Annotated in this window: 8 protein-coding genes; 5 read left to right on the top strand and 3 right to left on the bottom strand. The window is 35.3% G+C overall.

Features of this window, described 5'->3' with window-relative positions:
* The first annotated feature begins 156 nt into the window (after positions 1–156).
* The 3 genes from OGZ34_RS01250 to OGZ34_RS01240 all read left to right on the top strand — a co-directional run bounded on the left by OGZ34_RS01250 (position 157) and on the right by OGZ34_RS01240 (position 2,430).
* A complete protein-coding gene (locus tag OGZ34_RS01250; RefSeq protein ID WP_173968295.1) occupies positions 157–660 on the top strand; it encodes a lipocalin family protein in 504 nt (167 codons plus the stop codon).
* A gap of 18 nt (positions 661–678) precedes the next feature.
* Entirely contained in the window at positions 679–1,374 is a 696-nt protein-coding gene (locus tag OGZ34_RS01245) for an OmpA family protein (RefSeq protein WP_173968296.1), read from the top strand.
* 105 nt (positions 1,375–1,479) lie between these two features.
* Positions 1,480–2,430: an ABC transporter ATP-binding protein gene (locus OGZ34_RS01240; RefSeq protein ID WP_173968297.1), complete on the top strand. Its 951-nt coding sequence runs from the start codon at positions 1,480–1,482 to the stop codon at positions 2,428–2,430.
* A gap of 112 nt (positions 2,431–2,542) precedes the next feature.
* Here the strand turns inward: OGZ34_RS01240 and OGZ34_RS01235 are convergent, their stop codons facing one another.
* Positions 2,543–4,957, bottom strand: coding sequence for an alpha/beta hydrolase family protein (locus OGZ34_RS01235; RefSeq protein ID WP_263361915.1), 2,415 nt, complete (start codon positions 4,955–4,957; stop codon positions 2,543–2,545).
* A 263-nt stretch (positions 4,958–5,220) separates the two neighbouring features.
* Here OGZ34_RS01235 and OGZ34_RS01230 point away from each other — a divergent pair, with 263 nt between their 5' ends.
* Positions 5,221–6,228 carry a 3-oxoacyl-ACP synthase III family protein gene (locus OGZ34_RS01230; protein ID WP_173968299.1) on the top strand — a complete coding sequence of 336 codons (1,008 nt, stop codon included), beginning with the start codon at positions 5,221–5,223 and terminating at the stop codon, positions 6,226–6,228.
* A 191-nt stretch (positions 6,229–6,419) separates the two neighbouring features.
* The gene (locus OGZ34_RS01225) at positions 6,420–7,091 is read left to right on the top strand and encodes a copper homeostasis protein CutC (protein ID WP_263361914.1); all 672 of its coding nucleotides are present in this window, start codon (positions 6,420–6,422) and stop codon (positions 7,089–7,091) included.
* A 95-nt stretch (positions 7,092–7,186) separates the two neighbouring features.
* Here OGZ34_RS01225 and OGZ34_RS01220 read toward each other — a convergent pair whose 3' ends face one another.
* A complete protein-coding gene (locus OGZ34_RS01220; RefSeq protein ID WP_263361913.1) occupies positions 7,187–9,601 on the bottom strand; it encodes a TonB-dependent receptor domain-containing protein in 2,415 nt (804 codons plus the stop codon).
* Positions 9,602–9,992: 391 nt separating this feature from the next.
* On the bottom strand, positions 9,993–12,407 hold the full coding sequence (locus tag OGZ34_RS01215; RefSeq protein WP_263361912.1) for a TonB-dependent receptor family protein: 2,415 nt from the start codon (positions 12,405–12,407) through the stop codon (positions 9,993–9,995).
* Between the last annotated feature and the right edge of the window lie 143 nt (positions 12,408–12,550).

Below are 12,550 nucleotides of genomic sequence, written 5' to 3'. Positions count from 1 at the left end.
GAATACCAATGTTTTTTTGGGTGACAAAATGGCGCAAGTGTTAATCTTGAAAGAAAATAATTAGATTCTGAAACGGAAGGTATCCCTATGAATTGTATCTTTGTGGTATAATAATTGTTAAACGTGTCAGTATTAACTCTAAAAAAAATGTACAAAATGAAGAAAATTATTTTCATTTGCATGATCGCCACGATGTTTTTCGCGTGTAAATCAGCTTCGTCTACAACAGCTTCATCTGGAGCAACTACGTTATCGACTAAACTTGACAGACCTTCTCAAGTAGCTCTTAAAGGAAATTGGGTGTTAACCAATGTGTCTTATCCAGGTTCTGAATATATCAAGGTAAATTCTTTCGATCTTGCAGATTCTAAATGTTTTATTGGAAGTACATGGAGTTTTATCTCCAATAATAATAAGGGAACAATGGCTTTGACAGCGGCAAGCTGTACCGGATTTAGTTCTCCGATTGTTTGGAGTATTAACAATCAGGGATTGTTTGTGCTTAAGATTCTGGATGCCGGTATCAAAGCAAAAAAAGTGAGAGATGGTTACTTACTAAAAGTTGCAGGTTTAACTGAGAGTTCATTTCAGTTGATCGATAACATTAATGTGGGTGGACAAACGAAAGATGTAGTTTACCAGTTTCAAAGAGCCAATTAATATTAAAAATAGAGAAAGATGAGAAAAATAACAGTTTTAGGTTTGAGTAGTTTACTTGTATTGGCAAGTTTTTTTACAAGTTGTGATTCCGTAAAAAATGCAAATAATACTCAAAAAGGAGCCGGAATTGGAGTAGTTGCGGGTGGTATTATAGGGGCTGTTTTAGGAAATAACCTAGGAAAAGGCGGAAACGCTGCCTTAGGAGCTGCAATTGGAGCTGCTGTAGGTGGAGGAACAGGTGCTCTAATTGGAAATAAAATGGACAAACAAGCCCGTGAAATTGATCAGGCTTTACCAGGTGCAGATGTAGAAAGAGTTGGAGAAGGAATTCACTTAACCTTAAATGAAAATGCAGTTCGTTTTGATACGAATAAATCTTCTTTAACACCGCAGGCTAAAGCTAATCTAGATAAATTGGTACCAGTATTTAGCGAATATGGAGATACTGATATTCAAATTTTTGGATACACTGATAATACTGGAAGACCAGAGTACAACCTGACGCTTTCAGGACAAAGAGCTGCTTCTGTACAGGCTTATTTAGTTTCTAAAGGATTAAAATCAAGCCGTTTTAAAACTTCAGGTTTAGGTATTGTTGATCCAATTGCACCAAACGATACTCCTGAAGGAAGAGCACAAAACCGTCGTGTAGAGTTTTCGATCACTGCAAATGATAAAATGGTAAATGACGCTAAAGCTCAGGCTGGAAAATAATTTTCGAACGCAATAAAATTTCTTAAAAGCTGTTTCATAATTGAAGCAGCTTTTTTTTGACTTTAGAAATTAAACATTGTAAATTTGGCCTTTCAAATATAACCCATGCTTGACATTCAAAATATTTCTTTTTCGTATACCGAAAACCCTGTTATAAAAAATGTTTCTTTTACTATAAATAAAGGTGAGAATATTGCCATTATTGGTGAGAGCGGCTGCGGAAAAAGTACACTCCTAAAGTTAATGTACGGCTTGTACAACTTAGACGAAGGCAAGATTTTTTACAATGAAAAACCTATTTTAGGTCCAAAATACAATCTGATTCCTGGAATGCCTTTTATGAAATATCTGGCACAGGATTTTGATTTGTCTCCTTTTGAAACAGTGGCCGAAAATGTAGGGAAGTTTCTGTCGAATGGTTTTGCAAATATGAAAAAATTGCGCGTTCAGGAATTGTTGGAAATGGTAGAAATGGAGCAGTTCTCGAACGTAAAAGCTAAGTTTTTGAGCGGTGGACAGCAGCAAAGAGTTGCTTTGGTGCGAGTTCTGGCTTTGGAACCCGAAGTGATTTTATTGGACGAACCCTTCAGTCAAATTGATGCTTTCAGAAAAAATGCATTACGCCGAAATTTATTTCGTTACTTAAAGCAAAAAGGAATTACCTGCATCATTGCAACACACGACAGTACAGATGCTTTGTCATTTGCCGATGAAGCAATTGTGATGCGAAATGGAGAGGTTCTGGTTAAGGATAATCCAACTAAAATTTATGAAGATCCTGAAACGAAGTACGTAGCATCTCTTTTTGGAGAGGTTAACGAAGTTCCTACTTATCTGTTGGTTCCTTATGAAGATCAAACGCATAAAACCCTGGTATATCCACATCAATTTAAAATGGTTACAGAATCGAATCTGCCAGTAAAAATCAGGAGAACTTATTTTAGAGGGAATCATTATCTTATTGAAACAGTTTATAAAAGACAGCTGGTGTTTTTTGAAAGTGAAATCGATTTGCCTCTGGAACAGGAAATATTTTTAGGTTTGAATTATTTGTAATTAGATAATTTGTCCATTAGAAAATTGGATAATTCTTTTTAATGTTATATAAATAAAACCCCGACAGCTTTTTTAACTGTCGGGGTTTTATTTATACATTATTTAAAGAAATCTAGTTTTTTAAATACTTTTCTAAAAACTGATCTTGTTCCCAAAGTAGGTGTAGGATGTTTTCTTTGGCAACATAACTATGTGCCTCTTTAGGTAGAATAACCATTCTTGCAGTTGCTCCCAAACCTTTCAAAGCCTGATAATAACGCTCTGTCTGTAAAGTAAAAGTTCCTGGATTATTGTCGGCTTCACCATGTACTAACAAAAGAGGTGTTTTCATTTTGTCTGCATTCATAAAAGGAGACATTGCTGTGTAAACTTCTGGAACTTCCCAGTAATTACGTTGTTCAGTCTGGAATCCAAATGGGGTCAGCGTTCTGTTGTAAGCACCGCTTCGGGCAATTCCACAAGCAAAAAGGTTCGAGTGTGTCAGTAAGTTTGCAGTCATAAAAGCACCATAGGAATGTCCTCCAACAGCTACTTTTTTGCGGTTGATGTATCCTAAAGCATCAACGGCATCAATTGCCGCAGCAGCGTTGTCTACCAACTGAGAAATGAAATTATCATTTGGTTCCGTAGTACCTTCACCAATGATTGGAAAAGCAGCATCGTCTAAAACCACATATCCTTTAGTTACCCAATACACGAATGATCCGTAATAAGGAGTTGTGAATTCGTTTGAATTTTGAGTTGATTGTCCCGCGCTGTTTTTGTCCTTGTATTCAGCAGGGTAAGCCCAGATTAATAAAGGTAATTTCTCTTTTTTTACTTTATCATAACCAGCTGGTAAGTATAAAGTTCCTGAAAGTTCAACACCATCTTTACGTTTGTATTTGATCACTTCTTTGCTCACATTTTTAATGCTTTCAAACGGATTCTTGAAAGAAGTAATCGGTGTTAAGCTGTTTTGCTTTTTAATATTTCTAAAGTAATAATTCGGATATTCACTCTTAGACTGAATTTGTACTAAAACTTTTCCTGATTTAAAATCTTCAATTTCGATTAAATCTTCTTTTTTGTCTTTGTAAGCTGAAGTATAGATGCGTTTTGATTGTAATGTTTTTAGATTGAATTCATCTATAAAAGGAAATTGTCCTTCTTTTGTGTATCCTTCTCCAATACGGTAAGCATTGTCTTTTTCAATTGCCAGAACATATTTGTTGTATTCGTTCTTTCTGGTTTCAAAAACTCCCGGATCTGAATAAACATCCTGTTGGTTTCTGTCCGTAATCACTTTTGGTTGTTGGGCAGGATTTGATGGATTGATCAAATAGATTTTTGTATTACGGGTGTCGTACCATTGATCCGTTAAAAAAGCAATGTTGTCGTTCCCCCATGTAATATCGGCGTAACGTTGTGGTACTTTTACTAAAGAAGTTCCTTCATTTGTAAAAGGAGCGTCCCAAAGAAAAACTTCATCTCTAAAATCGACTTTGTTTGCAGGATCTCCTTCGTCCAAAGCCACTACATAAGATAAGGTTGCCGGTTTGTCATTTCTCCAGGCCATTTCTCTTTTCCCTTTTCGAACAGCCATAAAACCTTTTGGGATTATTTCGTTTAAGGGAACGTCGTTAACTAATTTAATCTCTTTTCCTCTTGCATCATAAACAATAGTTCGGGATGGGAATCTGTATAAAGGCACCACATATGAAAACGGTTTTTGAATCGTTGTTAACATAATGAAGTTACCGTCTGGCGAAATTTTTTCACCGGAATACATTGCTGCTTCTTTAAATAAAGTGGCAGTTCCGTTAAGATTAACTTTATACAGTTCAGAAGTAATGATATTTTCAAAATTAATTTCGTCATTTTGATTTTTTAACATATCAGGGTATGTTCTGTTTTGAGATTTTGTTCCCGCAGTGTTAGAGACAATCGGACCTGTTGGAAGATCTTTTTTAGCATCCAAAAGTGGTTTTCTGTTTTTCGGAAGCATTTTTACCAAAATAGTTTCGTTGTCTAAAAACCAGCTAAACGGATTTCCCAGATTGGCATTGACCGTTGCCTCGGTAAGTTTTGTTGCTTTTGCAGTTGCAACATCCACAAACCAAAGTTCAACACCAGTACTTGTGGTGTGTGAAAACAATATTTTCTTGTCATTTGGAGACCAAAGGATATTGCTTATTTTTGGGTTTTCCGGTAATCCTGCAACCTGAACTTCTCCTTCTTTACCGTTAATTTTTTTTAATTTAAGATTGGTAGTATACGTTACCGAGCTGGAAATGTTTGTTACCGGATTAATTCTTAAACCTCCCAAACGAAGTTCGTCCTGATTTAAATCATCAAGTGTTTTGTATGTGCTCCTGTACAACAGTAGCATATTTTCTTTTTTAGTATCCATAGATACCGTAGGAGCTTTTTCGTAATCGGCTAAATCTAAAATAGATTTCGATGGTTTTTGGTAGGTGAGATTTTCCTGTGCAAAGGCAAAAAAGCCAACGTTAAGAAATAAGAGTAATGTGACCTTTAATTTCATAATTTGAATTTTAGGGATTTAAAATAGGTATTCGTATATGTTTGACTAAAGTACTTTAAACTTGTTACATTTTATGCGTTATTTTTGATACTTTTCATGTTTTTGAGGTTAAAACTGTTTTTTCGGAATTTAATCTGTCAGAATTCGGTGTATAATTAAAGTATATTAAATTGCCAATTACGAAAAAAACACTAATTTGGACGCTAATGTTTTAAAGTATACTTAAATTTGCATTACAATTTTTTAACAAATAATAAAACAATATGTATCATTCAAAAATAGCGGGCTTAGGATATTATGTCCCTTCAAATGTTGTGACCAACGATGATTTGTCTAAGATAATTGATACCAATGATGAATGGATTCAGGAGAGAACTGGAATTCAGGAGCGTAGACATATTATTCGTGGAGAAGACACCACAACTACAATGGGAGTAAAAGCAGCTAAAATTGCTATAGAACGTTCTGGCGTAGCCAAAGAAGATATTGATTTTGTAGTTTTTGCGACCTTAAGTCCCGATTATTATTTTCCAGGGCCGGGAGTTTTGGTACAACGTGATTTAGGATTGCGTACGGTAGGAGCGCTGGATGTTAGAAATCAATGTTCAGGTTTTGTGTACGCATTGTCGGTAGCTGATCAATATATCAAAACCGGAATGTACAAAAATATTCTGGTGATTGGTTCAGAAGTACATTCGACAGGACTGGATATGACTACTCGTGGTCGTGGCGTGTCGGTAATTTTTGGAGATGGAGCAGGAGCAGCGGTTTTAAGCCGTGAAGAAGATTTGACAAAAGGAATTTTATCTACGCATTTGCATTCAGAAGGACAGCATGCCGAAGAATTGGCTTTACAGGCACCGGGAATGGGAGCGCGTTGGGTGACTGATATTATTGCGGATAATGATCCAAATGACGAAAGTTATTATCCGTACATGAATGGACAATTTGTATTTAAAAATGCTGTAGTTCGTTTTGCGGAAGTAATCAATGAAGGATTAGAAGCAAACGGCTTACAGGTTTCAGATATCGATATGTTGATTCCACATCAGGCTAATTTAAGAATTTCGCAATTCATTCAAAATAAATTCAAATTGAGCGATGATCAGGTACATAATAATATTCAAAAGTACGGAAATACTACTGCTGCCTCTATTCCGATTGCTTTGACTGAAGCATGGGAGCAAGGAAAAATTAAATCAGGAGATACAGTGGTTTTGGCTGCTTTTGGTAGTGGTTTTACCTGGGCAAGCGCAATTATTAAATGGTAATTAATTCATCTTGCATTATATTTCAAAACCTGCTCTTTTTTAGAGCAGGTTTTTTTTATGTCAGGCTGAGCGGAGTCGAAGTCATCGTTCTTGCTTCCCTAACCTTTGACTTCTCTCGCTTTGACCGTTCCGTTTTTAATTTATATTTTTGTTCAGCATCATCAAGCCGATGCAATTTTTAAATCAATCAAATGAAAAAAAATCAACTGGAAATAGCCTGTTTCAATTACGAATCGGCAATAATTTCGCAAGACAATGGTGCGGACAGAATCGAATTGTGCGATGATATGCAGCTTGGCGGGACAACGCCAAATTTGATAACAGCAGAAAGAGTTCGGGAGAAACTAACCATTAAAATGCATGTAATCATTCGGCCTCGCGGTGGTGATTTTGTTTATACAGAAGAAGAGTTTCTGGAAATGAAACAAGATATTAAACAATTTAAAGCACTTGGAGTTGATGGTTTTGTTTTTGGAATTTTAAATCAGGACGGTAGTGTTAATAAAGAGCAGAATCTGGAATTGGTACAATTAGCTAGTCCGCTTTCGTGTACTTTTCACCGTGCTTTTGATGTTGTAAATTCTATTGAACAAGGATTGGAAGATGTAATTGGATGCGGTTTTCAAACAATACTAACTTCCGGAAGGGGTAAAAATGTTGAAGAAGGAATTTTTGATTTAGCAGTTATCCAAAAATTAGCGGCTGACCGAATTGAAATTATGCCCGGAGGCGGTTTGCGCTCTTCAAATATCAAATTATTACAGGAAAAATTGCAGCCTACTTTTTATCATTCGTCTGCGATTACAGATCAAACCGAAAAAGCAAATCCTGAGGAAATAAAAGAATTAAAAAACTTCCTGTAAACGGAATCAATATATAAATGACAAAAGTCCGGAGTTTCGTAACTCCGGACTTTTATTTTCAAATAAATAACTAAACTTTGGTTATGAAAACGGTATTAAAGGACTCCACTGCTGCTGCCGATATTGTTTTCCCCTCTTTCTTTACGGTTCATACCGGTAATTTTTGCCCCTCCAAAATTATAAGTCAGACCTAAATAAACAGTTTGGTTTTCCCAAGTGTTCTGTCCTGCGTGCGGATAAGGATATTGCGCATCAAAAGAATATTTCATAGTATCGAAAATATCATTAAAGCGAAGGCTTATATTCATTTTGTCGTTTAGCAAAGTATAACGAGCGCCTGCATCGATTTTGTACATTTCATGACTGTTACTTTGCAGGCCGTCAGTTGGCCCGGTGTAGAATCCGAATAGTAAAAAGCTCATGCGTTTGTTGAGTTTAAAATTAGAACTGATACGGCTGTTTAAAGCCGAAACTGTAATTTTTCGCTCAAGTGGTATTCCTATGTTTGTTGTAGGATTCAGTGAAAAAACAATTCCTTGTTGATTGATACTTGAAAAGTCAATAGACGGAGAGATGTCCCACCATTTTGTGATTTTGTAATTAAAAGAAGCTTCAAATCCATAAGCAGAGTTACGGTCAAAGTTGGTATAAGATTCGATTAGTTTATTACCGGCAGTATCCGTCTTGTCCGGATATGTGACCCTGCTGATCTGATCGTTGATACTTCTGACGTAAACTCCAAAAGTAAAACTTCCCTTTTCTAAGGTTTTAGTATAATTAAGCTCTACTGAATTAGTAAATTGAGGTCTTAGTTCCGGATTTCCCAATGTCGTTACCAGTGGGGTAGAAAACTCGCGAATTGGTCTTGTCTGCTCTAAACTAGGGCGGTCTACACGACGGCTATAACTAAGCTGTATGGTGTTTTTTGCATTTAGAGTATAGGTAAAATAGGCCGATGGATAGAGTGTTAAATAATCATCATTAAACTTATCCTGGCCAGAATTAAAATTAGCAGCTGCTTTATAGCTTTCAAAACGAGCTCCTAATTGATAACTGAATTTACTGAATTTCTGACCAAAGGTGGCATAAGCAGAATAAATATCAGTATCATAAGTATAATGTATCGGTTGATTTCCGGTAAGATCAGAAGGGTTTGTTAGGGCATAATTATTCTCAGATTTTGTGATCCTGGCTTCGGCACCCAGTTCGAGAGTTGTCTTTTCGTTTATAGGATTAACATAGTCCAGGTTTACTGTACTTAGTTTGCGATGGCTTTTGTTTAAATCAGTATGGCTTACCTTTTTTACGGTATGGTCAGGAGAACTGTTTTGAGTGTTAAAATTTCCTTGTTGAGTGGCATTGTAATTACTGTAGTTTCCTTCAATGTCCAGGGTGTGGCCTTCTTTTTTAAAGAGATGTTTGTACGCCAGATTATAAGTTCCCAGTTTTTGAGGTCCAAAGTATCTGGAATTTTGCAAGATGTTGGTGATTTCAGGATTATTATTGTAGTTTATATTGGCGTCAACAAATACGTCCTGATTGTATTTACTTTGATTAGTGTAAAAAGAAATAGTGTTTTGTGCGTCAATAAAATAATCCATACCAATTTTATAGAGATGTGAATCGGCATTTGATTTAAAGTCTATTTGTTGACGAGTATCCTGATCGAATCTTTGAAGAGAGCTATCGAAAAAATAGGTTCCGAAATTTTGACCGGCGTTTCCATAAAAATTTACTTTTCCGTTTTTGTAATTCAAATTCAGAGATTGATTATGTTTCGTAGCTTCGCCAATAGTTATTCCACCGCTGTAACTCCCGTTAAAACCTATATTGGTATTTTTAAGTAAAATAATGTTGATGATTCCTGACATTCCCTCCGGATTGTATTTGGCACTTGGATTGGTAATCAACTCAATTTTTTTGATAGAGGTAGACGGGATTTGTTTTAGCAATTGAGCCGGATCAATATTACTGGGTCTTCCGTCAATTAATACTCTTACATTTTCATTGCCACGAAGTGAAATTTTCCCGTTCTGATCTACATTGACAGATGGAATATTATTCATAATCTCAGAAGCTGTTGCTCCGGCGGTGGTCAGGTCTTTACCAACTGTAATTACTTTTCGATCCAGTTTTTGTTCAATGGTTGAACGCTCGCTAATAATGTTTACACCTTTAAGCTGAGTTGCTTCTTCTTCAAGAGCGATCTTGATAATAGCCTCTTTTTGATTTTCGCTTAAAATAACAGATCCCGTGTATTTCTTAAATCCGATATATTGAATTTCGATCGTGTAATTTTTTAAAGCCAGATTTTTAATGGTAAAATTGCCATTATCATCAGTGTTAACTCCTAAGACAATTTTTCCATTGTCTTTAAGTGAAACGGTAGCATAAGAGATAGGAGCATGGTTTGATTTTTCGGTAACTTTTCCGGAAACAGTTCCGAAAGTTTGTGCCTGAAGAGTTGTCATTGTAGTCAGTAAGACTAGTAAAAGTAATTTTAATTTCATGAACATGTGATTGATTTGATTGATGATTGTTTCTTTTGAAATATTTCAAAATGTATCAGTAGAGACCTTCTTTCCAATCCGATGTTACAGTAAAAATTAAAATTAAAAGTGTATTTTTTGTGAGGTGCTGTTTTAGAGTAAATTAGTTTTTAAATTTTTGATAATTTTAACAATTTGTAGGTTTAGATTCCGGATGATTTTTTATTTTCTTCAATAGAATAAGGAGGTAACACAGGAGGCGAGTCTTAATTATTGTAAGTATGGCAGGAATAAAACAGCGATTCAATTTTAACTAAAGTTGTCCAATACTCATAAAAAAAGCCCGGAGTTGGCAAACTCCAGGCTTCTTCATTTTTATACAAAACTATTAAAATCGATTGGTAATGTTAGATTAGAATAATCCTCCACCGCCTTTATTCGTATTGTCTTCTCTTTGTTTACGTTGTAGGTTTTTGATTTTCGCCCCTCCAAAGTTGTATGTTAAACCTAAATAAACCGTCTGACTCTCCCATGTAAATTGTCCTGAGTGTGAATAAGGATACTGAGAATCAAAAGCATATTTCATTGTATTGAATACGTCGTTAAAACGTAAGCTAATGTTCATTTTGTTGTTTAACAAAGTATAACGGGAACCCATGTCCATTTTATACATTGCATGGCTGTTATTTTGAAGACCTTCAACTTCTCCTCTGTAAAATCCGAATAATAAAAAGCTTAAACGTTTATTTACTTTGAAGTTTGAATTCATACGCCCATTAAAAGCACCAACAGTAATTTTTCTATCCAGAGGGCTGCTTTTTTGAGTTACCGGATCGTATACAAACACTATACCTTGTTGGTTAATGCTTGAGAAGTCAATAGATGGTGAAATATCCCACCATTTTGCAATTTTATAAGTGAACGAAGCTTCAAAACCATAAGAAGTATTGTTATCAAAGTTCGAATACGTCAGGATTTGTTTGTTACCACTTGGGTCAGTGTCATCCGGAAGTAAAACTCTGCTGATTTGGTCGTTGATGCTTCTCACAAAAACACCTGCCGTAAAGCTTCCTTTTTCGAAAGTTTTAGTATAGTTTACTTCAACAGAATTCGTAAATTGAGGTCTTAATTCAGGATTTCCTAATGCTGTGATTAACGGCGTAGAAAATTCACGAATAGGTTTCGTTTGTTCTAAACTCGGACGGTCAACACGACGGCTGTAGCTCAATTGGAAAGTGTTTTTCTCATTAAGGTTATACGTCAAATAAGCAGATGGGTATAAGGTGATATAATCATCATTAAATTTATCCAGACCATGATTTAAGTTGGCTACAACTTTATAGCTTTCAAAACGAGCTCCTACCTGATAACTGAATTTTTTAAATTTCTGACCAAATGTTACATAAGCAGAGTAAATATCAGTATCGTAAGTGTAATTAGAAACTGGAAGTGCTGCAAGCGGATTACCAGTGATATAATCGTTATCCGTTTTTGTAATTCTGGCTTCGGCACCTGCTTCAAGAGTTGTTTTGTCGTTTAATGGATTTACGTAATCAACATTTAAAGTACTTAATTTACGAGTACCAGCAATATAATCGATATAAGACTGGTTGTCTGTAGTATTGTCTTTTTTTCTTATTTGTGTATCAAAACCAGCATTTTGCGTTTCTTTATTGTTGCTGTAGTTGGCTTCAAAATCTAAAGTGTGACCTTCTTTTTTAAAGATATGTTTGTAAGCCAAATTGTAAGTTCCTACGTTATCCGGACCTGTATATTTTGATTTCTGTAACATATTCTTAATGTCAGAACTGCTTACATTGCTGTAATCAATATTCGTGTCTACAAAAAACTTACCGTTTGATTTGTTCTGATTGGTATAAAAAGATATAGTATTGTGGTCATTGATAAAATAATCCATTCCAATTTTATACAGGTAAGAATCATTTTCGTTCACAACATCAATTTTCTGACGAATGTCCTGATCGTATCTGTTGATGAAACCATCGTTATAATAAGTTCCGAAATTTTGTCCTACGTTACCAAAGAAATTTACTTTTCCGGTTTTATAGTTCAAATCTAAAGACTGATTGTATTTCGCAACTTCTCCGAAAGTGATTCCGCCACTGTAGCTTCCGTTGAAACCAGTATTGCTATTTTTGTGTAAAATGATATTGATAATACCTGACATTCCTTCCGGATTATACTTGGCACTTGGGTTGGTAATCAACTCAATTTTTTTGATAGAGGTAGATGGAATTTGTTTCAACAACTGAGCAGGATCAATATTCGAAGGTCTTCCGTCAATCAATACACGAACATTATCGTTTCCGCGAAGCGAAAGTTTTCCGTCCTGATCTACATTCACAGATGGAATGTTGTTCATAATGTCAGATGCCGAAGCTCCGGCAGTAGTCAAATCTTTTCCGACAGTAATTACTTTTCGGTCAATTTTTTGTTCGATTGTCGAACGCTCGCTTACGATATTAACTCCTTTAAGTTGAGTTGCCTCTTCTTCAAGCGATACATTAATTGTAGCTGTTTTTTTGTTGTCGCTCAAAATTAAAGAACCTATATATTTTCTAAATCCAATATATTGAATTTCGATCGTATAACTTTTTAAAGCCAGGTTTTTGATAGAGAAATCTCCGTGATCATCAGAATTAACTCCCGCGACTACTTTTCCGTTCTCTTTAACCGAGATGGTCGCGTAAGAAATAGGAGCATTGTTTGATTTTTCAGTAATTTTTCCGGAAACACTTCCTGAATTCTGTGCATTTGCTGTTGTTATTACACCCAGTAATACAAACAGAAAGAATTTTAGTTTCATAATGTAATAATGATTTTTTGATGGATTGATGATGATTGTTTTTTTGTTTTTGTTTTTTGCCTTCAAACCAATTTGAAGTCTTTATTAAGACTCGTTTGCCAAAGATATGTTACAAGAAAAAGTGAAAAAAAAATAAAATTTTG

This window comes from Flavobacterium collinsii (assembly GCF_946903285.1).
In the GTDB taxonomy this organism is placed as follows: Bacteria; Bacteroidota; Bacteroidia; order Flavobacteriales; family Flavobacteriaceae; genus Flavobacterium; species Flavobacterium collinsii.
This window is presented reverse-complemented; position numbering and strand designations above follow the sequence as displayed.

Coding starts and splice junctions, on each gene's coding strand:
- OGZ34_RS01215 (WP_263361912.1), bottom strand. CDS start 12,407: ATGAAACTAAAATTCTTTCTGTTTGTATTACTGGGTGTAATAACAACA.
- OGZ34_RS01225 (WP_263361914.1), top strand. CDS start 6,420: ATGAAAAAAAATCAACTGGAAATAGCCTGTTTCAATTACGAATCGGCA.
- OGZ34_RS01230 (WP_173968299.1), top strand. CDS start 5,221: ATGTATCATTCAAAAATAGCGGGCTTAGGATATTATGTCCCTTCAAAT.
- OGZ34_RS01250 (WP_173968295.1), top strand. CDS start 157: ATGAAGAAAATTATTTTCATTTGCATGATCGCCACGATGTTTTTCGCG.
- OGZ34_RS01220 (WP_263361913.1), bottom strand. CDS start 9,601: ATGAAATTAAAATTACTTTTACTAGTCTTACTGACTACAATGACAACT.
- OGZ34_RS01240 (WP_173968297.1), top strand. CDS start 1,480: ATGCTTGACATTCAAAATATTTCTTTTTCGTATACCGAAAACCCTGTT.
- OGZ34_RS01235 (WP_263361915.1), bottom strand. CDS start 4,957: ATGAAATTAAAGGTCACATTACTCTTATTTCTTAACGTTGGCTTTTTT.
- OGZ34_RS01245 (WP_173968296.1), top strand. CDS start 679: ATGAGAAAAATAACAGTTTTAGGTTTGAGTAGTTTACTTGTATTGGCA.